At 54.0% G+C, this 24,676-nt stretch carries 19 protein-coding genes; 10 read left to right on the forward strand and 9 right to left on the reverse strand.

All coding sequences use genetic code 11. The features are described 5' to 3' along the window. Positions 1 to 110: 110 nt before the first annotated feature. On the reverse strand, positions 111 to 620 hold the full coding sequence (locus EFA69_RS06645) for a phosphoribosyltransferase family protein (RefSeq protein ID WP_123132325.1): 510 nt from the start codon (positions 618 to 620) through the stop codon (positions 111 to 113). A 165-nt stretch (positions 621 to 785) separates the two neighbouring features. On the opposite strand from EFA69_RS06645, the gene EFA69_RS06650 reads away from it, so the two are divergent. The 10 genes from EFA69_RS06650 to EFA69_RS06695 all read left to right on the forward strand — a co-directional run bounded on the left by EFA69_RS06650 (position 786) and on the right by EFA69_RS06695 (position 13,538). Beyond that, the gene (locus EFA69_RS06650) at positions 786 to 1,028 is read left to right on the forward strand and encodes a type B 50S ribosomal protein L31 (RefSeq protein WP_123132326.1); all 243 of its coding nucleotides are present in this window, start codon (positions 786 to 788) and stop codon (positions 1,026 to 1,028) included. Positions 1,029 to 1,096: 68 nt separating this feature from the next. Then, positions 1,097 to 2,305 carry a GlmU family protein gene (locus EFA69_RS06655; protein WP_123132327.1) on the forward strand — a complete coding sequence of 403 codons (1,209 nt, stop codon included), beginning with the start codon at positions 1,097 to 1,099 and terminating at the stop codon, positions 2,303 to 2,305. Between the two features lie 161 nt (positions 2,306 to 2,466). After that, on the forward strand, positions 2,467 to 3,588 hold the full coding sequence (holB, locus tag EFA69_RS06660; RefSeq protein WP_123132328.1) for a DNA polymerase III subunit delta': 1,122 nt from the start codon (positions 2,467 to 2,469) through the stop codon (positions 3,586 to 3,588). A gap of 9 nt (positions 3,589 to 3,597) precedes the next feature. Further along, positions 3,598 to 4,542 (forward strand): hydroxymethylbilane synthase, encoded by a 945-nt coding sequence (gene hemC, locus EFA69_RS06665; protein WP_123132329.1) that lies wholly within the window; start codon positions 3,598 to 3,600, stop codon positions 4,540 to 4,542. 72 nt (positions 4,543 to 4,614) lie between these two features. Then, the gene (locus EFA69_RS06670; protein WP_123132330.1) at positions 4,615 to 5,235 is read left to right on the forward strand and encodes a peptidylprolyl isomerase; all 621 of its coding nucleotides are present in this window, start codon (positions 4,615 to 4,617) and stop codon (positions 5,233 to 5,235) included. Between the two features lie 12 nt (positions 5,236 to 5,247). After that, positions 5,248 to 6,147 carry an SDR family oxidoreductase gene (locus EFA69_RS06675; protein ID WP_123132331.1) on the forward strand — a complete coding sequence of 300 codons (900 nt, stop codon included), beginning with the start codon at positions 5,248 to 5,250 and terminating at the stop codon, positions 6,145 to 6,147. Positions 6,148 to 6,436: 289 nt separating this feature from the next. After that, positions 6,437 to 7,375, forward strand: coding sequence for a ComEA family DNA-binding protein (locus EFA69_RS06680; RefSeq protein WP_123132332.1), 939 nt, complete (start codon positions 6,437 to 6,439; stop codon positions 7,373 to 7,375). A 159-nt stretch (positions 7,376 to 7,534) separates the two neighbouring features. Then, positions 7,535 to 11,530 (forward strand): AAA domain-containing protein, encoded by a 3,996-nt coding sequence (locus EFA69_RS06685; protein WP_123132333.1) that lies wholly within the window; start codon positions 7,535 to 7,537, stop codon positions 11,528 to 11,530. Continuing rightward, on the forward strand, positions 11,520 to 12,452 hold the full coding sequence (locus EFA69_RS06690) for a hypothetical protein (protein WP_123132334.1): 933 nt from the start codon (positions 11,520 to 11,522) through the stop codon (positions 12,450 to 12,452). Before EFA69_RS06685 ends, EFA69_RS06690 begins: the two co-directional genes overlap by 11 nt. A 216-nt stretch (positions 12,453 to 12,668) precedes the next feature. Then, positions 12,669 to 13,538, forward strand: coding sequence for an SDR family oxidoreductase (locus EFA69_RS06695; protein ID WP_123132335.1), 870 nt, complete (start codon positions 12,669 to 12,671; stop codon positions 13,536 to 13,538). A 351-nt stretch (positions 13,539 to 13,889) separates the two neighbouring features. On the opposite strand, the gene EFA69_RS06705 is transcribed toward EFA69_RS06695, so the two are convergent. From EFA69_RS06705 to EFA69_RS06745, 8 genes are all read right to left on the reverse strand, one after another. Beyond that, positions 13,890 to 14,789: a DUF1207 domain-containing protein gene (locus EFA69_RS06705; protein ID WP_123132337.1), complete on the reverse strand. Its 900-nt coding sequence runs from the start codon at positions 14,787 to 14,789 to the stop codon at positions 13,890 to 13,892. A gap of 288 nt (positions 14,790 to 15,077) precedes the next feature. Beyond that, entirely contained in the window at positions 15,078 to 17,234 is a 2,157-nt protein-coding gene (locus EFA69_RS06710; protein ID WP_148041289.1) for a hypothetical protein, read from the reverse strand. 343 nt (positions 17,235 to 17,577) lie between these two features. After that, the gene (locus EFA69_RS06720; RefSeq protein ID WP_123132340.1) at positions 17,578 to 18,681 is read right to left on the reverse strand and encodes an endonuclease/exonuclease/phosphatase family protein; all 1,104 of its coding nucleotides are present in this window, start codon (positions 18,679 to 18,681) and stop codon (positions 17,578 to 17,580) included. Positions 18,682 to 18,849: 168 nt separating this feature from the next. After that, positions 18,850 to 19,335 (reverse strand): gliding motility lipoprotein GldH, encoded by a 486-nt coding sequence (locus EFA69_RS06725; protein WP_123132341.1) that lies wholly within the window; start codon positions 19,333 to 19,335, stop codon positions 18,850 to 18,852. Next, positions 19,335 to 21,026 (reverse strand): PSP1 domain-containing protein, encoded by a 1,692-nt coding sequence (locus EFA69_RS06730; RefSeq protein WP_317125623.1) that lies wholly within the window; start codon positions 21,024 to 21,026, stop codon positions 19,335 to 19,337. The genes EFA69_RS06725 and EFA69_RS06730 overlap by 1 nt, the downstream gene beginning before the upstream one ends. Before the next feature lie 348 nt (positions 21,027 to 21,374). Beyond that, on the reverse strand, positions 21,375 to 22,532 hold the full coding sequence (locus EFA69_RS06735; RefSeq protein WP_123132342.1) for a zinc-dependent alcohol dehydrogenase: 1,158 nt from the start codon (positions 22,530 to 22,532) through the stop codon (positions 21,375 to 21,377). Positions 22,533 to 22,856: 324 nt separating this feature from the next. Continuing rightward, positions 22,857 to 23,348 carry a hypothetical protein gene (locus EFA69_RS06740; RefSeq protein WP_123132343.1) on the reverse strand — a complete coding sequence of 164 codons (492 nt, stop codon included), beginning with the start codon at positions 23,346 to 23,348 and terminating at the stop codon, positions 22,857 to 22,859. 14 nt (positions 23,349 to 23,362) lie between these two features. Further along, positions 23,363 to 24,517 (reverse strand): zinc-dependent alcohol dehydrogenase, encoded by a 1,155-nt coding sequence (locus tag EFA69_RS06745; RefSeq protein ID WP_123132344.1) that lies wholly within the window; start codon positions 24,515 to 24,517, stop codon positions 23,363 to 23,365. Positions 24,518 to 24,676 lie beyond the last annotated feature (159 nt).

The following is a 24,676-nucleotide window of genomic DNA, read 5'->3' on the forward strand; positions in this document are numbered from 1 at the left end:
AAGGTCTAAGTGCTTTTCTGGAGCATACATCGTTTATCCACCAAAAAGGGCGAGGCTCACCTAAATAGCAGGTGAGCCTCGACCTTTTATTACCAGGGTAGAATAGCAAATTAAATTAGATAGGCATTCCATTCACTTTCTGCTAATACTACTCTGATGTGTTCTCTAAGAGTAGTAGCTAAAGAGTAGCCTGTGTAGGTAGATGAGATGGGGTATAGAGTATGATGCCTATTAATGAGTGTGGCAATCTCAAGCTTTTTACATTCTTTTTCTAGAAAAGATCGCAATGTGTAAGCAAGAGTTTTACCTGTGTTCAATACATCATCTACCAATACAACAGTTGTATCCGCTAAGGTATCTAAGGCTGGTTCAATAAGAAAATCATGAGCCAGAGGATCAGTTTTATGTAAAGTCACTTTTAGTAGCTTTACTTCTATGGCTGAGATTTGCTTAAGTTCCTGCTGAAGTAACTGTGCTAGGAGATAGCCGTTCTCATGAATACCTGCTAAGACCATCTTATTTTCCTCAAAATTATTTTCAAAAATCTCAAATGCCATGCGTTTGATTTTCTGAAGAATTTGGTGGTGGTCCAGAATGCGGTTTTCTTGGGTCAAGATCATGTAACTAGAATGCTGTTTGCGGCTAATTTACCAAAATTATTTTAGAGCATTCTTTGCTAACCAAAACCAGAATTGAAATTTTTCTTTTCAAAGGTTTTAATTTTATCGCAAATGTTTTATTTTTGCAGTCCTATTCGAGGAATCCGAAGTTAAAAATATAGAATAATGAAAAAGGACATCCATCCTGAATACAGAGAAGTAGTTTTCCAAGACACTTCCAGCGATTTTAAATTCATCACCCGTTCTACCATGAACTCAAGCGAGTCTATCACTATGGAAGACGGTAAGACTTATCCAGTAATTAAGGTGGAGGTATCTTCTGCTTCGCATCCATTCTACACCGGTAAGAACATTTATGTGGATACTGCCGGACGTATTGATAAGTTCAAGCAGCGTTATAAGAAATAAGCGAATTTATTGATTCATCGTATAGAAGTCTTCCTGAGTAAATTGGGAAGACTTTTTTATTTTGTCCTATGAACATTATTCTCTTCGATGATCCGGAACTGCGGACTAATCTGCTGCCGTTAACCTATACCCGGCCAGTGTCAGAAATCCGCATTGGTATTATGACCATCACTGAAAAATGGAGACATTTTTCAAAGGGGCAGGTTTCATTTCTGGCGGAACCGTATCTGCAGGAAAAGTTCAAGCAGCAGGTAGACAACGAAGCGAACATCTATGTCAATGGGGCTGTCTGCCCAACTGCTGAACTCTTAGAACAGATAAGGCGAATGCCGCTTGGAGCAGCGCTTTATAACGGAGATCTTTTAGTGGCCTTACATGCGGGTGAGTCTTCTTTTAAATCAGGTAAAGAAGTCTACAATTACAAGAGCCATACCCAAACCTCCATTACTCTGTCAGCGCATGGAGTAGTAACGCAACTGTGGGATATTTTCCGGTTTAACGGTCCCCAGATCAGAGATGATTTCAAAGTGTTGACCGAAGGTAGAGTGAGTCAGCCAATTTCTGATCCGCATACGGTAGCTTACAATGTGCAAGATATCTTCATTGAGGAAGGCGTGCAGTTTAAGGCGGCCATCTTGAATGCGGAGAATGGACCCATCTATATTGGCAGGAACGCACAGGTGCAGGAAGGTACGGTGCTAAGAGGTCCGTTTGCCTTGGGTGAGGAAAGCATCATTAACATGGGAGGCAAAATGCGCGGCGATGTGACCATTGGCCCTTACTGTAAAGTGGGAGGTGAGATCAGTAACTGCGTCTTTTTTGGTTACTCCAATAAAGGGCATGATGGCTTCATGGGCAATTCTGTGGTGGGAGAGTGGTGTAACTTTGGGGCCGACACCAATACATCCAATCTGAAGAACAACTATGCTAACGTGAAGCTCTGGAGCCACGCGCAACAAAAGATGGTAGATACCGGCTTGCAGTTCTGCGGCCTCATTATGGCTGACCATGGCAAGAGCGGCATCAATACCATGTTTAATACCGGAACGGTGGTAGGCGTGGGAGCCAATGTGTTCGGGAGTGGTTATCCGCCTAACTTCATCCCGTCTTTTACCTGGGGAGCGGTGAATGAGTCACAGACGTTTAAGCTGCCGAAATTCTATGAAGTGGCCGAGGCAGTGTTAAGCCGAAGGGGGCAGAGCGTCACGCCTACGGAACGGGCTATCTATGACCATATTTTTGAGGAGACCAAAACCAGCCGTAGCTGGGAGCAGTAAGCGTAGAGCAGCTTTCATAAATAACTTATTCCGGCGGCGTACCGTTTAGCGGCTATTTTTCTGAAAATAGAGCAAAAACGGTGTGCCGCCGTTATCTTTACAGATGCAAACGGAAAGCTATTTCCGGGCGCATGTATTTCTATTTCAAATTTTAACCATCTGTGCAGTTCTCCCAGATTTACGGCCATCAGGAAACCAAGCAACTGTTGCTGAACTCCGTCACGTCACAGCACGTTGCGCATGCGCAATTGTTTTTAGGGGCTGAGGGAAGCGCAAACCTCGCTTTGGCCTTGGCGTATGCCCAGTACCTTAACTGTGAAGATCCGCAGCCCCAGGACTCCTGCGGCGTTTGTGCCAGCTGTGCCAAAATAAGCAAACGCATTCATCCAGACTTGAATTTTGTGATGCCCGTCACCAAAGTGAAGGACCAGGATGCGTTGAGCAAGAACTTTGTCACGCAGTGGAGAGCTTTTCTCAACGACAGCCCGTACCAGACGCTCAATGACTGGATGCAGTTCATTGGCGCCGAAAACAAGCAAGGCTCTATTCCGGTAGGCGAGAGCCGGGAACTGGTGCGCATGACTTCGCTCAAAGCCTTCGAGGCCAAATATAAGGTCATTGTGATCTGGTTGCCGGAACTGATGAATGCCAGCGCCGCCAACGCCCTGCTGAAGTTGCTGGAGGAACCGCCCGCCGCCACCGTTTTTCTGTTGGTGAGCAATGCCTCAGACAAGATTATGCCCACCATTCTCTCCCGTACCCAGCTGGTGAAAGTGCGTTCGTTCACAGATGCTGAAGTGATTCAATATCTGCAGGAGCAGCATGGGGTGGAAGAGGAGCGGGCATACCAGGTGGCGCAACTGGCCGAGGGCAACCTCCAGGCCGCCCGGGTGCTGAGCCAGGAAATGACCTCAGATTACTTCACGTTTTTCCTGAGCTGGATGCGCCTGTGCTACAACCATAAATTTGACGGTGTGCTGGAGCAGAGCGAAGACTTCCAGAAACTGGGCCGCGAGAACCAGAAAAATTTCCTGCAGTTCGCGCTGGGGTTGCTCCGTAAGGTGTTGCTGTATGGCGTAGACCAGCAGTTGATCACGTTTCTGCCCGCGCCGGAGCTGGACTTCGTGCAGAAATTCGCGAAGTTGATTCACCAGGGCAACGGGGCGCAGCTCACGCAGGAACTCAATGACGCGCATTACCACATTGAACGGAACGCGCACCCTAAAATCACGTTCTTACATACCTCTATTCAGATAGCGCAACTCATTCGGCCGGTCGCATAACTTTATACCATGGAAACAACTTCAACCACGTCTCCCATTCGCATAGGAACCCGCGGCAGCCGTCTGGCCCTCTGGCAGGCGCACCACGTGGCAGACACTTTACGGGCCAGCGGCATGGAGGTGGAAATCATCACCATCACCACCAAAGGAGACCTCGTCTTGGACCGGTCACTGGACAAAATAGGAGCCAAAGGTGTGTTCACCGAGGAGCTGGAAGAAAGCCTGCGCACCGGGGCCATTGACATTGCCGTGCACAGCGCCAAAGACGTACAATCTACCATTCCGGATGATCTGGAACTGCTGGCGTTCATGGAGCGCGAGCAGGTACATGATGTAGTAATCTCCTTTGACCCGCTCTTTAAACTAGGCGAGGGGCAGCAGGTCATTGGCACATCCTCTACGCGCCGCCGGTCTATGCTCAAAAGGTTTTACCCCAACGTAATCACCGCTGAGTGCCGCGGCAACCTGCAGACCCGCATCCAGAAACTGAAAGACGGGCAGTATGATGCCATTCTGTTGGCGTATGCCGGGGTGGCCCGTATGCAGTATGACCACATGATTGCGCAGCATCTTCCGCTGGAAACCTTTATTCCGGCCGCCGGACAAGGAAGTGTGGCCATTGAGTGCGCCAAAACCCTGCCGCTGGAGCGGAAGCTGGACTTGAAGGTGGCCTTAGACCATAAACCCACGCACCTTTGCCTCTTAGCCGAACGCGCTTACCTGCGTACCATGGAAGGCGGTTGCAGCATTCCTTCTTTCGCCCTGGCTACCTTACAGGATGAACAGTTAACCTTGAGGGCCGGAATCATCAGCCTGGACGGCGAGGAACTGATTGTGGAGGAAATGAGCGGCCCTTCTGAACAGGCCGAAGCGATGGGAGAGGAGCTGGCACACGTGGTTCTGAACAAAGGCGGCGCCCAGATTCTGGCCTCCATCAAAGAGGCGAAAGCGTAGAGGCAAAGCTTATCTGTATATTTCCGTTTCGAGCCTATTTTTCCTGAAACTGCTTTAAAACGATCAGCACGCATGAAGAAAGTATTGTTCCTTTTGTTAGCCCTAGTTGGCCTCAGCGGCACGGTGTCGGCGCAGAAGAAATCAAAGAAAGACTATTTGGTCACCATTGCCACGCCGCAGGGAACCATTAGGCTGGTGTTGTTTGAAGATACGCCCAAACACCGCGAGAATTTCCTGAAACTGGTGAAAGACAAATACTATGACGGTACCACGTTTCACCGGGTCATCAATGATTTCATGATCCAGGGCGGCGACCCTAACTCTAAAGACAGCGATCCCAGCAATGATGGCTCCGGCAGCCCCGGCTATACCATCCCCGCTGAGATCTTGCCGCACCACAAGCACGTGTATGGCGCACTGGCGGCGGCTAGATTGGGTGGGCCCGCGAATCCTAATAAAGAATCCAGTGGTTCGCAGTTTTATCTGGTGGAAAACCATGCCGGTGTTCCGTTCCTGGACAACCAGTACACCGTGTATGGGCAAGTGATTGACGGTTTGGCCGTGATTGACAAAATTGCCGAGCAGCCCAAAGATTACCGGGACCGCCCCACTACCGATGTGAAAATGACGGTGACCACCAAAAAGATGAAGAAAAAGAAGATTACCCAAACCTACGGCTACCGCTACGAATAAGCTTCTCCCGCTATGAAAACCATCCTCATCACCGGCTCTAATGGCCTGCTGGGCCAGAAATTGGTCAACCTGCTCCACCTGGAGCCCAACACCAAATTGATCGCTTCGTCACGGGGGCAGAACAAACTGGCCGAGATTTATCCCAATGTCGCGTTCGCGGCGATGGACGTGACCAATGCCGAACAGGTAGAACAAGTCATTTCTGAATTGCAGCCCACCCACATCATCCACACGGCGGCTATGACCAACGTGGACGACTGTGAGAGCCAGCGCGAGGAATGCTGGAAACAGAACGTAGATGCGGTGGAGAACCTGGTGAAAGCTTCGGAAAGACACGGCGTGCACCTCATCCACGTCTCCACCGATTTCATCTTTGACGGCGAGAACGGCCCTTACGCAGAGGAGGCTGAGGGTAACCCCGTCAACTTCTACGGTGAAAGCAAACTGGCCGCTGAGGAACTGGTGAAACGCGCCGCCTGCAAATGGGCTATTCTGCGCACTGTTTTGGTGTTCGGGATTGTGCATGACTATGGCCGCTCTAACATTGTGCTGTGGGTGAAAGGCAGCCTGGAGCAAGGCAAGCAGATCAAAGTGGTGAACGACCAGCTCCGTACGCCCACGCTGGCAGAGGACTTGGCCCAAGGCTGCTGGCTGGCCGCCAAGCATGACGCGCAAGGCATCTTCAACATCTCCGGCGAGGAACTGCTTACCCCTCACCAAATGGCCGTGCAGGTAGCTGAGTACTTCAACTTAGACCAAAGCCTGATTGAGGAAGTAGACGGCACGCTCTTCACCCAACCCGCCAAACGCCCGCCGCGCACCGGGTTTGACATCACCAAAGCCAAAACGCAACTGGGCTACCAACCGCACACGTTCAAAGAAAGCATCGCCATTTTGGCGGGACAGATATAACGCGCAGAAATCCGTTTAGGGGCTGTTTTTAGAAAAACGGCCCCTAAACGGAACTGTAGCGTCGTAATACCATTACGACGAGGTGCTATGAAACAAAACAGGTTCTCTCTGTAAGAACCTTAATCGCCTCAAAAAGAATAGTCGCTTTGACCAGTCCGCTGAGATGTGCGCTGGGCATTTCTGCGGGGAACCACGTCGTACTGGTAGTACGACGCTACGGATTTACCTCCTTGCGGCTATAGGTTGAAAAAGTAGCTACCAAATCTAAATTCCTCCGTAGAAGCAACTTATGCTGAAACGTCTGCTCCACGGTTTGCAAGAGTATTTCTCTTTCTCCCAGCGGGAGCTGACCCAGTTCTTCATCCTGATTTTCCTGATGGCGCTGCTCATGGTTGCGCCATTTTTCTTTTTCCAGGACGATGTTCCCTATGACCCCACCGCCGACCAAAGGATTCTGGACAGCCTGGTGGTGCAGCTAGACCAGCAAGCCGAAGAGGAAGCCGCCGCAAGAGCCAACCGTTATCGGCGCAAGCCCATCAAACTGTACCGCTTCAATCCCAACCAGCTCACTGCGGCGCAGTGGCAGGAACTGGGCCTGAACAGATACATCGCGCAGCGCATCCTGAACTATCGTGCCAAAGCCGGCGATTTCAAGAGCAAGGCGCAGCTGCAGAAAATCTACGGCCTGCCCGATTCGCTCTTCCAGCTGTGGTACCCGTACATAGACTTGCCAGACGAAAGCCCCGGCTACGCCCGCCAGCCGTTTAGCGGCTCTTTTTCTGAAAACAGGCCCAAACCAGAGTTTCCGCGCAAGCGGTGGGAGTTGCAGCCCTTTGACCTGAACACCGCAGATACCACCGAGCTGAAGCAAATCAGGGGCATTGGCAGCAAACTCTCCCAGCGTATTATCAATTTTAGAGACAAGATGGGTGGCTTCCATAGCGTAGACCAAGTGGCCGAGGTGTACGGGCTCCCGCCCGAAGTAGCCGACAGTGTCCGCAAATACGCGTTCATTGCCAAAGACGGAGGCGTTAAGAAAATCAACCTGAATGCCGCTACGTTTGACGAGCTTCGGCAGCACCCGTATATTGGTTACAGCCTGGCCCGCGCCATTGTGAACTATCGCACCCAGCACGGTCCGTATCCCAGCGTGGAGGAACTGCGCAAAATTAAAGTGATCAATGAGGCTCAGTTCCTGAAGATGCAGCCGTATCTGGTGGTGCAGTAAAATCTGTTTAGCGGCCGTTTTTCCAAAATCTGGCCAAAAACATAAAATCAATCATCCGTAGAGGCGTTACCATGTGATGCCGCCACAATTGGCATTTTAGAAGTGAATCCCTAATTTCCACTTCGTAAAACACGCGTCCGGCTCCACCGTTTACCCCATATGCCCAACCCCGAAACCCCGCTTCCGCACCTGCTCAAACAGTACCAGCGCCGTCTGCTCAACCTGAGCGGCTCCAATCGTTCCCTGGTGTTGTTGAAACCGTCGGCCAGTCTTCATGTAGATATCCATGCGCTGGACCACGCCCACAAAGGCCCGTCGTTTGACTATGTGAAAGAGCTGCTGGCCGGTAAGCAGAACATCACCCTCTGCGCCGTCGCCGATGCCCGTGATGCCGCCCTGGCCCCGCTCACCAAGCAACTGAAAACCATTCAGCGGCGGGCGCACATGATTTGGGAGGAACGCGGCGCGAAGGAGCTGTTCGTGGGCTGGCCCATGGTGGAAGGCGCGTTCCCAGATGGTACCTTGGTGCGCTGCCCGCTGCTGTTTTTCCCAGTGGAGCTGAAGGTGAACGAGAAACGGCAATGGCAACTGGTTCGGCCCGAAGACACACCCGCTTTCTTCAACAAAAGTTTCCTGCTGGCCTACGCGCACTACCTCAACCTGAAGCCCGATGAGGCGCTCATGGAAGAGGATTTCGATGAGTTCCCTACCGATGACCTCCAGTTCCGCACCAAACTCTACGAACTGCTCCGCGACAGTACTGTAGACGTCAATTTTAACCAGGAATTGCTCAAAGACACACTCCAGCCGTTCAAAGCCTACAAGCGCGAAGAACTGGAGAAAACCTGGAAGCCCGGCCAACTGAAACTGCAGCCCGAGGCGGTGCTAGGCATCTTCCCGCAGGCCGGTTCTTACCAACTGGCAGACTATGATGATTTATTGGAGAACCCGCCCGCCGAATCTCTGGAGGAACTGCTTCTTCCGCAAGCGGAAATCAACCCAACGCAGGCCCAACTAGAGCAACAGCTGTTCACCGCCTTTGACGCCGATGCCTCGCAGGAGGCGGCGCTGCGGCAGGTGAAGGCGGGGCAAAGCGTGGTGGTGCAGGGCCCGCCGGGTACGGGAAAATCGCAGCTCATCTGTAATTTGGTTTCTGATTACCTGGCGCGGGGCAAAAGTGTATTGGTGGTCTGCCAGAAGCGGGCGGCGCTGGATGTGGTATATCAACGACTTTCCACCACTGGGTTAGACCAATTCTCTGCGCTGGTGCATGACCTGAACCTGGACCGTCCGGCGGTATTCAGCAAGATAAGGACACAGATTGAACAGGTAGACGAATACAAACGGCAGAACGTGGCCTTGGGCAACATTCACGCCGAGCGGCAGTTTCTGGAAACCAGCCGCCGCATTAACCAGATAAGCGAACGGCTGAACAGCCTCAAAGAAGCACTTTTTGATACCTCGGCCTGTGGCTGGTCACCCAAGGAACTGTATTTGCGCAGCAACCCGCGCGCACCGCACTTGCCCGCCGAGGCCGTCTTCCAGCACTTCACCGCCCAGACCTGGCCCGAGTGGCGGCCGCGCCTGCTGCATTACCTGCAAGACGCGGTGCTGCTGCAACACCCGGATTTCCCGTGGAACGAACGCCGTTCCTTCCACCACCACACCTGGACCGAACGCCAGAAACTGACCCAACTGCTCACTGCTATTCCCGCTTCGGCGCAAGCCGTTGCTGCTCAGGCGCAGGAACTAATGCCCCCGCAGGCCGAGCCTTGGGATGCCTTGCAAGCCTTGCTCCAGGAATTACCCACGCTGCGGGCTGTGCAAGAGACCTTGCAGGACAAAGCTATTTCGCGGCTCTTTTTCGGAAATCTGACCCAAACCAAAGACTTCAAAACAAGGGAAACGCAACTACAACAGCTACAGAAAGACACGGCAGCGGCGCAAACCAAACTATCATCAGAAGAGGCAATTCAGGTAACTCTACTACTCGCGGAGCATGACCAGGCGCAGAGCAGTTTCTTTAGTAAAATAGGCTGGGGCTTCTCTTCGGGTAAAAAGAAACTCTCGGCGTTCGCCGAAGGCAAAAAACTCACCAACCCAGACACGGCGGTAGAGCACCTGCGCACGGCCTTGAAGCAGTTGGAGGCGCTACAAACCAGTTGGAAAACCCTGCAGGAGCAAGAGCCGTCGCTGGAAATTCCGGCAGATGTGTATGGGGCCGCCGCGGCGCAGGAACTGGCACATTTGCAACAGGCGTGGGAACTGAGAAAAACGGTACACAAACTGATGGCCTACGAGGTGCTGCCGGAGGAACTGCTGCAGGTGCGCCCCGAGCGTTTCAGGGCTGTTTTTTCTGAAACGTTGCCAAAACTCCAGGCTTTGCAGGAACAACTTCGGGAGTGGGAACAATGGTTGACGTCTTCTCAAATTGAAGTGCTGGCCACCAACCCCGCCGCTGCGCAGGAAATGACACAGAGCCTCAACGAGCATTTTGATAGAATGGTGGCCTTTGATGCGCTGGTGCAGACGTTTTCGCCGGAACTGAAAAGCTGGCTGGAAGAAGTACGTGCGGCAGTGCCTGAAAGCGTGGAGGCTCAACTGTGCGCCATTGAGAACAGCGTGCAGCTGGCCTGGCTGCAACAGCTGGAAGGCCAGAACCCCGTGCTCACCATTGTGAGCACCGGCGAGCTGGAGCGGTTGGAAACCGAATTGCAGGAGAAAATCAAACAGAAAGCCGACCTCAGCCGCCAGATCATTCTGCTCAACCTGCGCGAGCAGACCTACAAAAACATGGAATACAACCGGCTGGGCAACCCGGTCACGTACCGTCGGCTGTTGACTCAGGTGAGTAAGAAACGCATGCTGTACCCGCTACGCAAGCTTAACGCCGAGTTTGGGGACGAGATACGGCAGCTGCTGCCGTGCTGGCTGGCCTCTCCGGAGACGGTGTCGGCGTTGTTCCCGTTGGAGCGGATTTTTGATTTGGTCATCTTTGACGAGGCGTCGCAATGCTTCGCCGAGGTGGGCGTGCCGGCTATGGTACGCGCCAAACAGGCCGTGATTGCCGGTGATGAGCAGCAGCTGGGGCCGTCAGATTTGTACCGCGTGCGGTTTGGCGCGGAGGAAGACGAAACCGAGGAACTGCTGGTGGAATCTCTCTTGCAGCTGAGCGCGCTGCACCTTCCGCAGACGCTTTTGTCTGAGCATTACCGCAGCCAATATCCAGAGCTCATCCAATTCTCCAACCGGAATTTCTACCGTGACAAATTGCAACTGATTCCAAGGCTGGAGGCCATGAACACGGCAGAACCGGCGCTTCAGTATTTGAAAGTTGACGGCGTGTGGGAAAATCAGACCAACAGGGTAGAGGCTGAGCGCGTACGGGATCTGGTGCTGGAACTCATCGCCAAAGGCGAAACCAATATTGGCGTCATTACCTTCAACTTTCCGCAGCAACAGTTGGTGCAGGACTTGCTGGAAGAGCACGCGCTGGCGCAGAACGTGAAACTGCCCGAAGAACTCATCATCAAAAACATTGAGAACATTCAGGGCGATGAGCGGCAGTACATCATCTTCTCCATCGGGTACGCGCCAGACGCGGGTGGCGTGGTGCGGGCTATGTTTGGCAGCCTGAACGCCGCCAAAGGCGAGAACCGCCTGAATGTGGCTATCACCCGTGCCATTAAGCGGGTGTACGTGGTGACCAGTCTATGGCCCGAGCAGTTCCCGGTGGAGAACGTGAAGCACCCCGGACCCAAGTTGCTGTGTGATTACCTGGCCTTCGCCAAAGAGGTGAGCGAGCACGGGTTTTCGCCCCAACCCTCGGCCCCGGCCGGTATACCGTCGGCCTTGCTGCTGTACCCGGCGTTGCTGGAAGAGTTCGGGCAGAATAGTACTAATCTGGAAATGTCATTGGAACTTCCCTTCGCCGACCTCACTTTCCGCAACGGCAACCGCTATGAGGCCGTACTCTTAACCGACGACGATTTGTACTATAGACGCCCTTCCGCCAAGGCTTCTCACGCTGATGTGCCCCTGCGCCTTCAGGCCCGCGGCTGGAAATACGGCGCCGTGTACAGTCGGCAGTTCTGGAGCCAGCCCCAGCAAGTCTGGCAGAGACTAACCGAACTGACCCAACACTATGAAAAGTAAATTACTGGAACTCTCCGTGGGCTGTTGCCTACTGTTGGCCGTGGCCTGTGACAGCGGCAACGCTAAAACCGAAGACGCAACCGCCAATACTACCACTGAGCAAAAAGACGGTAAGAAGAAAAAGAAAGACAAGAACCCCGCCACCCAGGGCTTTGAAGTCAACAACAACTATGATTTGCAGGAGGTAAGCAAGATGGGCAAGAAAACCGTGCCTGAAAGCTCCGGACTGGAAGCCTCTAGTGACGGCAATTTCTGGACCCACCCAGACGCCGGCAATGACGCGGTATTGTACAAAATCAACCAGTCTGGTGAGCTGCTGGAGACCATGAACGTGCAGGGCGGCAAAAACAATGACTGGGAAGACATCGCCCGCGGCGAAGACGGATTTCTGTACCTAGGCGACATGGGCAACAACGAGAACACCCGCAAAGACCTCCAGATTGTGAAGGTAGACGAGAAAGCCAAAAAAGTGGTGGCCACCATTCCGTTCAAGTACGCCGACCAAACCGAGTTTCCGCCGGCCAAAGACAACCTGAATTTTGACGTGGAAGGCTTCCTCATGCACGGCAACAACTTCTACCTCTTTACCAAAAACCGCGGCAAAGGCGACTGGGTGAAGCTCTACAAAGTGGCCAACCAACCCGGTCAGCAGCAGACGGTGCAGCCATTAGACAGCGTACAAATCACCACCAAAATCACCGCGGCAGATATTTCGCCTAATGGCCGTACCATTGCCCTATTGGGAGAAGGCTGGGTGTATTTGCTGGAAGCTGATAGTCCCGAGGCTGCGTTCCAAGGCAAAAAAGAGCAGATCCCGTTAGGCAAGACCGGCCAGGCCGAAGGTTTGGTGTTTGTGAACGACACTGACATGATGATCAGCAACGAGAAAGGCACGCTGTTCATGCTCAGCCTTAAAAAGTAGGAAACCTGCCCCAGAGGCAAAAGGCGTTTAGCGGCTCTTTTTCCAAAAACAGCCGCTAAACGCCTTTCTTTTTTGTGGGCCGATAAGAGGTGGTGCCTTTTCTGGTTTAGCGCCGATTTCAGAAAAAGCGCCCCGAAACGCCCCGCAGCAAAATCCGTTCTAAGAAACGCGGGAGGTGCGCCCACGGCCGCTTCCCCTTTACTCTAAAATAGCACTATGTCTTCTATCATCTTAGTTACCGGAGCTACCGGCACCGTAGGGTCGGCTACCGTAGCAGCGCTTTCCTCCCAGGGTGCCAAAGTACGGGCGGGCGTACATTCCTTGATCAAAGGCGAAAACCTGAAACGCTTGCCGGGCGTGGAACTGGTGGAGATAGATTTTGCCCGTCCGGCCTCGCTGGCTGTGGCCTTTACGGGCGTAAGTACGGCGCTGCTCATCACCCCGTTCACCCAAGACCAGGTAGCCATGGCCCAGCAACTCATAGATGCGGCGCAGGCAGCCGGGGTACGGCACGTGGTGCGCCTTTCGGCCAGCGGGGCAGAGGCAGAGCCGGGCATCCAGCTGGGCCAATGGCACCGGCAGGCCGAAGAGTATATCAAGACGAAGGAGCTGGCATACACGCTGCTTCGGCCTACTTCCTTTATGCAGAATTTTGTGCACCAGCAGGCCGGCAGCATCAAAGAGCAGAATGCCTTTTATCTGCCCATGGGCAACGGCCGCGTGTCTTACATAGATGCCCGCAACATAGGAGAGGTGGCCGCCGAGATTCTGCTTCGGCCCGAGGGACACGATGGTAAAGCCTACACCCTCACCGGACCGCAGGCGCTGTCTGGCAGTGAAGTGGCCCGAATCTTCTCCCAGGTCACCGGCCGAACCATTGCTTACCAAGACGTACCCGAAGAAGCCGTCCGCACCGCCATGCAGCAACAGGGCCTCCCAGACTGGATGACCGAAAGCCTGCTGGAACTGCACGCCATTTCCCGCGCCGGTTACGCCTCTGGCCTCACCAGTGATGTGCAGGCCGTTCTGGGGCGGGAGCCGTACACGTTCCAGCAATTTGCCGAGACGTACAAAGACTGTTTCTAAGACTTTGGCGCAAACACGTATTGGAGCAAGGCAACAGTTGTACAGAGTTTTTCAATCAGGAGCCCATCAAACAAGATGCTTCCCTCGCTCGCCTCTGGCGAGTGTGAGCTACTTGCGGACTCTGGCCGCCTGCTTGTGAATTTTATATATCCTATAGCGGCGGGACGCCGCACGTACCTCACACTCGCCAAAGGCGAGCGAGAGAAGGAGGCGCTGCTTTATTTAGATAGAACTGCTGACACAAGCGTCCGTTTTGGGGTCGTTTTTTAAAAATTAGGCCTAAAACAGAGGCTTCCTTAAGGAACACAAGCAGACGTTTGTACCAAAGATAAAGGCTGGACAGTTGATGGGTTAGTTCAGGTCAAAGTAAAGCGTGGCGCCGTACCATTGCACTTTCAGGTCCTCAAACTGGGAGTAAGGCTGGTAGCCGTAATAGTATTCACCGGCAATGCGGAGGCGGTGGGTGTTCTGCTCGGGGTTGCGGAACTCAATGCCCAGTCCGGCTTTGGTGCTGGGGAAGTAATCATATTCCTTTTCGCCTTTCACGTCTGCGCCTACCACAAATAGAACGCGCTTGGTGCTTTTGAGGAAGAATTTGTTCTCAATGCCTGCGTGGTACTGGAAACGCTCGCGGTTGTCTTCCTTGTCCTGGTGCAGCGCGGCGGCTATCCCGGCGTACAGGCGGGTTGGGCCAATGTCACGCGAGCCCAGAAACTCCACCATCTCAAAGCTCAGGTTTTTGCGTTGCTCCGGCGAAATATCGCCGTTCAGCAGAAACTCATCTCCCAGGTGCGACGACTGGTGGAAGATACGGAAACGGCCCGACCAGCCATCGTGCCGGAACGTGACCGGTATGCCCACAATATAATCGGCGTTGAGCAGGTCCCAGGAATCAGACTCCAGATTGAACTGTGAGAAAACCCCCGCGGCAATACCAATCTGTATGCCGTTGTTCTCGCCGGGTTTGCCGGTGGCCCACTGGATAAGGCCACCCTCTACGGCAATGGAAACGGGGGTGATGGTGGTGAAATCACGGCTGTTGCCCTGGCCTTTACGCACGCGGTAGCGCACAATAGACGCCGAGTTCTGCCATTCCTTAGGATCAAACATCACGGTTTCAAAGTACCGGTTGTTGGGAAGAAATACGGTGCGTTTCACGGCAACGGTATCTGGGGCCTGGGCTTGGGCAAAGCCCGATAACATTAAAAAGAACAAGGCAAACAACCCCAGAATGGGTATGTGTTTTTTCATGGTTTAGGAGGTTAAGATCAGCTACTTTTTAAATTTTTTCTTCCTACGGGAAAACTTGTAAAAAATATGCGTCATGCATAATAAAATTCTTCAAGCTGTCTGCCACCATAAAAAGAAAGGGGTTAAAAGTCAGAAGATAATAACCAAGGGGCGCTACTTAAAGGGGTAGGATTCCTGTTTACGTTTAGGGGCTGCTTTTTTAAAAAAAGCCTGAAAACAGAACTGCCTTGCTGATGGTCAGCAAGGCAGTTCTGTTTTCAGGCTACTAGTGCTCTGGTTTACCAGATTCTAGCGGTCTTCCTCTGAGGAAGAACCACCGCGCGACGAACGTCCGCCTCGGTTGCTTCCGCCAGAATAGTTGTCATCGTCATGGTTGGAGCGGCCGTACTGCGAACGGTTTTCGTAGCCAGAACCGCCTCCGCCGTAGCTAGACTGACCACCTTGGCTGCCGTAGCCGCCTCTGGAGCCCATGTCTGAAGACGAAGAACCGTAACCGCTGGAAGAACCGTAGCTGCTGCCTCCTTGGCCGTAGCCGCCCATTCCGTAGTCACGGCTTTGGTCACCGTAACCGCCGCCGGTAGAGGAGCCGCCGTGTCCGCGGTCACTTCCGCCGGTACCCGAAGACTGGTAACCTCCGCGGGAGCCCATGTCATTGCCCATATTGCCATAGTTGGAACCTCCGAAGCTGCCGCCGCCATGGTTGCCGTAGTTGCCGCCCTGTGAGCCAGAACCGGAACCATAGGAAGAACCTCCGTAGTTGCCGCCCCCCTGGCCATAGCCGCCGCCCTGTGAAGAACGGGAACCGAAGTCGCCGCCCTGGGCATTGTGGGTGCTGTAGCCGCCGTGGCCGCCTTGGTTTCTACCGCCGCTCATAGAGCCGTAGCCGCTGCTATCGCCGCCTTGGTAGCCCCCGCGGGAGCTGCCTTGCCACTCCTGGTTTCCACCTTGGGAAGAACCATAGCCGCCGCGAGATCCCATGTCTGAGTTCATGTTGCTGCCGTAGCCGCCTCTGGAGCCCATGTCATGGGAGCCGTAGTGGCTGCCGCTTCGGCCGCTGCCGGAGTCACCGCCGTATTGGGTGCTGTAGCTGTTGCCGCCCTGGCTGTAACCGCCGTCAAAGTCTGAATTGCCGTCATAGCCACCTTGTGAACCTCGGCGTGAGCCATACTCTTCGCCGTAAGAACCTCCACGGGAACCCATGTTGCCGTAAGAGCTGCTGTTCTGGTTGCTGTACCCCTGGCTGTAACCGCCGTGGCTGCGGCCGTGGTCATTGCCGTGCATGCCGTAGCCGCTCTCAGTGCCATAGCCCATCTGGTTGCCGTAGTAGCCAGAGCCACCGTAGTTAGAGTAACCGCCGCGGTCAGATTCTGAACGGCTGGAGTTGCCTGCGTAGCCGCCTTGTGAGCTCATGCCGTATGGGTTGCTGCCCATAGAGCCGCCGCTGGTTCCGCCGTAGCCGCCACGGGAGCCCATGTCATGGGAGCCGCCGTAGTTGCCGCCACCCATAGAGCCGTAGCCTCCCTGGCCGTAGTTGGAACCGCCTTGGTTGCTCATAGAACCGTAACCGCCCTGACCATAGTTAGAGCTGCCCTGGTTTCCTTGATGGCCTGAGCCACCCATGCCGTAATTAGCGCCGCTCTGGCCGCCGTAGTTGCTACCACCGTAGCTTCCGCCGCCGCCATAATTACCGCCGCGGGAATTGTGGTCGTCATGGTTGTTCCAGGAGTTGCCGCCGCCAAAGCTGCCGCTGTTTCCTTGTGAGCCACCGTAGCCGCCCTGGCCTCCGCCGCTGGTTCCGCCGTAGCCACCACGGGAGCCCATGTCATGGGAGCCGCCGTAGTTGCCGCCGCCTTGGTTTCTGTCATTGCCTTGGTCTCCGCCGCCGCTAATGCCGCTCATAGAGGAACTGCTCTGGTTGCCCATGTCGCCGCCCTGTGAGCCGCCGTAGCCCATGCCGCTGCCCATAGAGGCAGTTGAACCGCTGGAAGAGTTATTGTCTGTGTCTGAAGAGCCAGATTTACCACTGGATTTGCCGGACCCTGATTTTCCGCCCGAAGTTTTAGACGTGCTGGAAGAGCCAGATTTGCTGCTTGCTTTAGGCGTGGAAGAGGTAGCGCCCGAAGTTTTGCTGCCACCGTTCTTCTTGCCAGATGTGCTATCTGATAAGGAAGAGGAAGTACCTTGGTTAGAGGAAGAGGAAGCGCCGCCGCCGGAGGACATAGACGTTCCGGTAGAGCCCAGGCTTGAGCCGGAGCCGCTGCTTCCAGACGTGCTGCCCGTTGAGCCTTGCGCGCCAAGAGACCCAAGAGAGGCATCTGAACTAGAGCTGTTGCCCGCGCTGCCAGATGGAGAAGAGGAAGAAGACGCATTTGCACCTGTGTTGCTACTTGCACCAGCAGAGGAGCCCTGATTGCTGTTTTGCTGCTCTTTTTGATTGTCTTTCATGGTTAAATCTCCTTTAATTGTTTTTAGATGTTAGTTGGTTTCGTCTGCCTCAGAAAGTGAGATGCTCTTTTCCCTCAGCAAGTGTTTATACTATACGAACGGGTGTTTGCATGGTTAAGGCTGGTATTGTGATTATTTGTGCCGCAAAGGCCGTAGCTGAGGGGCTTGCCCCAACTAAAGGCAGCCTTGGAACGCCGTGATAGGATTTATGCTCAGTTGAACCTATCCTGACTTTATATGGCAAGACCATAAAAATATGAGCCTGCGTTTAGGGGCTGTTTTTCCAAAAACAGCCCCTAAACGCAGGCTCATATTTTTATGCAGACCAAAGAGTAGAAGTTACTTAACTCCGCTCCTGGCTTTGGGAAGTGGGCAGAGGGGTGGCGCTGGTATCCGGTACGGTAACATCCAGTTTGTCCAGTAACTCTTCTGCGTCTTCCTGCTCTTCCGCATCGGCTATGGGAACTTCGTGTTCATCGGCTTCCAGGGGTTCATAGTTGAGCCTGATGAAAATAGGAAAATGGTCTGACCCGAAGGCGGGCAGCCGCTTCATTCTGATCAGCCGAAAGGCCGGGTCGTAGAAAATATGGTCCAGTGAATACCGGAAGAACGGCACAAAGGCATTGTAGGTGTTAAAGAACCCGCGGCCAATGCGGGGGTCTAGCAGGCCGCTTATTTTCCGGAACAGGTTGGTGGTGTAAGACCAGGCCACATCGTTCAGATCACCGGCCACAATGCTGGCGTAGGGAGATTCTTTGGCCATTTTTGCAACCGTCAAAAGCTCGGCCTCGCGGGTGTCTGTGTCTTTGTTGAGGTGGGGCGGCTGCGGGTGCACCGTGAAAAAGTCAAATTTCTTCCCAGACGGTAGCTCAATGAGCATGTAGAAAGACGGAATGCCCTCTTCCACTAAGTAACGAACCTCGGTATGGCTCAGCTTATACTTACTGAAGAACATCATGCCATACGTATTCTCCAGCGGTTCTTTAATGCAGTAGGGGTACCGGTCGTCCAGCTCCGCCAGGGCGTCTGCCCAGCGTTGGTTGGGTTCATTGATGAGCAGCAGTTCCGGGTCTGTCTCTTTGACAATCTTCAGGAAACGGTCATAGCGGTGGTTAGACATCCGCACGTTGGAAATCATAATCCCGAAGGAGTTTTTGGGGGCCTTTATCTTGGACCGGAGCGCCTGTACCCGCACCAGAGGCGTGAATTTGTACACGTGCACCAGTTCATTCATAATGGCCAGCACCAACAGCCCCGCAAATATCTTTTGGGTGAGCAGCTCAAAGCCTATGAACCAGCCATATAAACCCAGGACCAGAGTTCCCAAGATGGCTACCTGTACCCGCGGGAAATCTAGAATCCTTATCCACCAGTAGGTGCTCTTGACAAGCGTGAGTAAAGAAGCTAAAATGGCAAAGCAGCCAAGCAGCTCAAGGGCTATTTTCATAGGTCTGAAACAGGTTAAGTCCGTTCTCATACTGGTTTAATTCCGTAGAAGTTGCCTTGTGAGAAATACGGTTAGGCCGAAAAGGCCTGTATAGCAGAAAAAGCCGTTTAGAGCCCGTTTTTTTAAAATCAGGCCCTAAACGGCTTTTAGAAAGTTGATGAAATAATCCTATTGACCGGCGGTTTTCTCTACCCGCACTCCCACGGCCATAATGCCAGGGAGCGGGTCTTGGCGCATGTACTGGTTCAGCTTGAGGCGATAGGTGCCCACCTGCTGGAAGCGCACGTTTTTGAGCGCCCTGAACTGGTGGTCAAAAATGTCGCCGGCTCCGCTTCCTTTGGGCTCCCCGGTTTTGGGGTCCATCAGGAACATCTCGTGCAGGGCAGAACTCAGCTGTTGGCCGTCTGGGCCAGTGAGGTAATGCCGCAGGTACAGGTTGTAGAACGGGTAATGCAGTGCGTTGCGCACATTGAAGTACACATTATACGCCTGCGTAGTGTCTGTGATCTCAAACGTAAACACCGGTGCCAGTTTCACGGGCCACTGGTTATTGGGGATGTCTTGGTTTTCCTCAAACACCCGGTTGCCGTCGCAGCTGGTTAAAAGTGCGCCCAGGCAGAACAGGCAAAAGAAGAAATGGAGTCTTTTTCTCATTAGGCGTCTGTCTTAGGGCTAGGGGCTGAGTTTTCTGAATTGCCGCCCGGTTTACGGTTCCGGTGATTCCGGTTGCGGCTCCGTCTGGAACGCTGCTCTCCTTCGGCCCGCGGGGTCCGGTCACCTTGAGTAGGCGCTGCCACTGCGGCCGGGGTACCAACGGCTTCGGCCATGGGCTGCGGTCTGTTCTGCGGTGGCCGCTGACCCTGCTGTCTTTCCTGGCGGGGCGGACGGTTGCCCTGGTTGTTCTCGCGGTTCTGGTTGTTGTTGTCCCGGTCTCTGGGAGGTCGGTTCTGTTCCCGTTCCGGCCGGGGCTTGCCTTGCGGCTGCTGGCCTTTGGGTTGCCCCTGGGGCTGTGCTTCACGCTCTGGCCTTGGCTTGTTTTCATTGCCGCCGTTAGGTCTGCCACCGCCGCGCTCCGGACGTGGTCTGGGCTCCCCGGCTCCGTTGGAACGGCCAGACGCACGGTCGCGCCTAACTTCTGGGGTAGGCGCTGCCTGGGCCAGAACTTCGGGAGCTGTGGCGGCGGCGTTATTGCCTTTGTTCTTTTTCTTGTTGCGCTTTTTCTTGCTCTTGCTGTACTGGTCGTCCAAGCGGTCCAGGTTGCCTTCCAGCGACTCCACAAAGTCTACAACCTCGGCCTGCTGCTGTTTTTTCACTTCCTCGGCTAGGTTTTCCGGCATTTCGCCGGCGGCGTTCATTTTAAGCACCTCGTGCACGCGTTCTACCGTTACCGGGAACCAGTTGCTGTCGCCGCGGTACCCGAACCACATGATGCGCCGGAAAATATCCGTCTTTTGAAGGAAGGCGTCGCCGGCTTGGGTCTGCAAGGGGCGGTTCACGTTAGGAATGTCCTTGAGGGCATCCATGTACGTTTCCAGTTCATAGTTGAGGCAGCACTTGAGGCGGCCGCACTGCCCAGAAAGCTTGCTGGGGTTCAGGGACAGGTTCTGGTAACGCGCCGCCGTGGTGGAAACGCTTCTGAAATCTGTGAGCCAAGTGGAGCAGCACAGCTCGCGGCCGCAGGATCCAATGCCGCCCAGTCTGCCGGCTTCGTGCCGAAGGCTGATCTGGCGCATCTCAATGCGTACCTTGAACTCCTCGGCCAGTTTCTTGATGAGTTCCCGGAAGTCTACGCGGTCATCTGCGGAGTAGAAGAAGGTGGCTTTGGTTTTGTCTGCCTGGTACTCTACGTCTGAAAGCTTCATCTTGAGCTTGAGCTCCTGCACAATAGCGCGGGCGCGGTACATGGTAGAAGGTTCCTGCTCGCGCGCGAGGTTGAACTTCTCCAGGTCTTTCTCCGTGGCTACCCGGTAAATGGTCCTGATCTCGTCATTGTTCAGAACCTTCTTCTTGTTCATCTGCAGGCGCACCAATTCGCCTTTGAGAGACACATGGCCAATGTGGTGCCCGTTGGGCACGTCTACCACCACGGCATCGCCGGTAATGAGGGGCAACCGGTTTACGTTCCGGAAAAACTCTTTGCGTCCGCCCTTGAAACGGACTTCCACTATATCAAACTCTTTGAACGACACGGGTATTTCCATGTCTGAGAGCCAGTCAAATACATTTAACCGGTTACAGCCTCCCGTGCTGCAACCGCCGTTGCTTTTGCAGCCAGCCACCACGCTGCCGTCGGCAGAGGGGGTCTTGGAGCCGCAGCCGCCACTAGAACATGAACTACATCCCACAGGTAAAATCCTTTATATAGATAATTCTTGTTTTCAAAAAAAGTACGTCTGTCTGCCAGAAAAGCTACCCGCAATACCATTAAAAAGAGGTAATGTACTCCCTTGAGCATAAACAGATGACAGGGGAGATGAAGTGGGCTGACACGTGTAGTCGTGCTTTTCTACGGCAAATACTGAGACCGTAATTAACAAATATAATAACTAAATCTGAATAGGCAGACACGTTTGCCTAAGTTATCAACAGGGCGTTTAGGGGCTGATTTTGGAAAAACCGCCCCTAAACGCCCTGGGACAGAAACAAAAAAGGAACGGTTGCCCGTTCCTTTCGTTTCCTTTTACTTGTTAAAGCTACGGTTTTAATACCACTTTCACGCAGTTATCTTCTTTTTTCTTGAAGATGTCATACCCGTGCGCGGCGTCTGCCAGCGGTAGGGTGTGGGTAATGATGTCATCTAGCCGTACTTTGCCGTCTACCACCAGTTGCATGAGGTGGTCAATGTAATATTGCACCGGGGCCTGGGTGCCCATGAGGGTTACGCCTTTGTCAAACCAACGGTGCACCGGGAAATTATCAAACGGAGAGCCGTACACGCCCACCACGCTCACCACGCCCGCCCTGCGCACCGCGCGCAGACAGGTCTCCAGTACTTTAGGGGTGCCTTTCTCCAGGTTAATCACGGCTTTGGCTTTCTCCAGAAAGTTGCGGTCGGCTTCCATGCCCACGGCGTCAATGCAGACATCGGCCCCACGGCCCTGGGTAATGCTCCTGATGTATTCCACCACCTGGTCTTCGCTTTCCCACAGCAGGGTCTCTGAATTGGCCGACTGCCGGGCCATGTCCAGGCGGTACTGCTGAATGTCTATGTTGATGACTCTTGCCGCGCCCATGAGCCAAGCCGATTTGGCCGCCATGATGCCCACCGGACCAGCCCCAAAGATAGCCACGGTCTCACCACCCCTGATGCGGCCCCAGTCAGCGGCAGCCCAGCCGGTAGGGAAGATATCAGTTAGGAAAAGCACTTGCTCATCGGTTAGGCCTTCGGGCACTTTCCGCGGCCCGAAATCTGAGTACGGCACCCGCACATATTCGGCTTGGCCGCCGTTCACCCCGCCGTACAGGTCTGTGTAGCCAAAGAGGGCCGCGGCTTTCTCAGACATGAGCCCGCCGTCTGGGCCGTATTTGGGGTTGGAGTTCTCGCACTGGGTAGGCCAGCTGTTGTTGCAGAAAAAGCAGTGTCCGCAGGCAATAGGGAAGGGGACCACCACGCGGTCGCCTTTCTTGAGGTTAGTCACGCCAGAACCCACCTCTTCCACAATGCCCATGAACTCGTGGCCCAGCACCATGTCCTGCATCTGGGGCACGAAGCCATCCAGAATGTGCAGGTCTGAGCCGCAGATAGCCGTGGAAGTCACCTTGATGATGGCATCGCGGGGCTCTTCAATGATAGGGTCTGGAACATTGTCAACGCTTACGTCATTGATTTTGTGAAAAACGAGTGCTTTCATAGTCTTGTAGTTAGATGTGGGTGACAGCACTTTTCTAAGTGCCGATGTTACTTTAAAGCTTAACGGTTTCTGTATGCGATGGTTACGGAGCGCGCAGGAGAAAGCTGGCCCGCACCGGGTAACTCTGGCGTATCAGGTGCCGCGTACGCAAGCCGCAGAAGTGCCCAGCGGCGTTTAGGGGCTCTTTTTTCAAAAACAGCCCCTAAACATACATTTGCCGTGGCAGCGGCCGCTAAGGTTTTCAGGTGGGAAAGGTTGTAAAAAGAAAGGCCGGCACGTGGGGTTCACGTGCCGGCCTTTCTTTTCAGGCTCGGGGAAAAGAGATTAGTCCCGGCTTTTCTTGCCCATGTTCCAGGCTACTACCGCGGCTACCAGAAAGGCCGCCACGGCCGCTTTTTTCATGACCCCGGAACGGTTGTGCTGCCAGTCTGCCTTCATGCCCTTCTCCGCGATGATGTTAGGCACTTTGCCCGTCTTGAAATCTTCAATGATGCCTTCCACCACGTTGATGCGGTCAGCGAGCAGCATGGGCAGCCAGCGGCCGTACTGGTTCTCTGGGTGCTTGAAGGCGTAGCGGCGTAACATACCGCTCAGGCCGCTGGGCGGAACCGAGGTGCCAAACACGGCGCTCACGTTGGGCCGTTCCGTGGAGTGATGCACCTCTATGTCAATGGGCTGTTGGGTAGGCCGCTGCCAGTCATAGCTTTTGGTGTCTTCCCCGGCCCGGTTGCGCATGGGGTACGTAGGGTCGTTTTTAGGGTCGGCGTCAATGCCCCACCCTTTTATGTGGCTGTAGTTATTTGCTAAAGTTTCCATAATGCTTCTTCTGGTTAGATTCTAGCGGATGGTGGAATGAGAACCGGCTTAATGCAGTTGTCCAGTTTCTCTGAGAAAATACGGTAGGCATCTGAGATGTCTTCCAGCGGAACCCGGTGGGTGATGAGGCCTTTGGGGTTCAGGATACCGTTCTGCACGTGCTCAATCAGGCGTGGCAACAGGCGCTTCACAGAGGCTTGGTTGGCCCTGATGGTAATTCCTTTGTTCACCACGTTGCCAATGGGTACCAGATTGTCTGTAGGACCGTATATCCCCACAATAGAGACAATGCCGCCTTTCTTCACGGCGTTGATGGCCCAGTGCAAAGCCGTGGCCGAGCCGGCCTGCAGGAACAGTTTACGGCCAGTAATGGTTTGCATGGCGTTGCCGGCGGCCTCGGCGCCCACGGCGTCAATGCAGACATCGGCACCTAGCCAATCCGTGGTTTCTTTCACAAACTGCACCACATCATCCATCTCCCTGAAGTTGTAGGCCTCGCACTGCGCGTAGTTCTTGGCAAACTCCAGGCGGTACTCCACTTCGTCAATGATGATCACGCGGCCCGCCCCAAAGAGCCAGGCACAACGCGCCGCCATAATGCCCACAGGACCAGCCCCAAACACTACTACGGTGTCACCTTTTTGAATACCGCCCATCTCGGCGGCCTGGTAGCCGGTGGGTACCACGTCCGTCAATAACACGGCATCGTCGGGGTCCATGCCCTCTGGGATAACGGTAGGGCCTACGTTGGCGTAAGGCACGCGGGCGTATTCGGCCTGGCCGCCGTTGTAGCCCCCGGCAGTGTGCGAGTACCCGAAGATACCTCCCACGGCCGTGGCCTGCGGGTTAGACTCATGGCAGTTGCCGTACAGTTCCTGCTTGCAGAACACGCACTGGCCACAGGCAATGTTGAACGGCACCAGCACGTGGTCGCCCACTTTGATCTTGGTCACCTCTGAGCCCACTTCCTCCACAATGCCGGTGAACTCGTGCCCGAAGGTCATGCCCACACGGGTGTCTGGCATAGAGCCGTTGTACAAGTGTAAGTCTGAGCCGCAAATGCAGGAACGGGTTACCCGCACAATGGCATCTTGCGGATGCTCAATTTTGGGCATTGGTTTTTCATCTATCCGGACCCGTAAGGGCCCGCGGTAATTCATAGCTAGCATAAGTGTTTCAAGTTGGGGTTAAGATGAGACATCAGTTACAGGTAAACATGATTCAGGAATACTTACCCTGTCCCGTTGCCGGAACCATCTTTTCAAATACTTATCTGCTTCATATTAAGTTACAGAAGGAGTTAGACCCCAGGCACGGCGCAGGGCCGG

This window comes from Rufibacter immobilis, from assembly GCF_003721565.1.
In the GTDB taxonomy this organism is placed as follows: Bacteria; Bacteroidota; Bacteroidia; order Cytophagales; family Hymenobacteraceae; genus Nibribacter; species Nibribacter immobilis.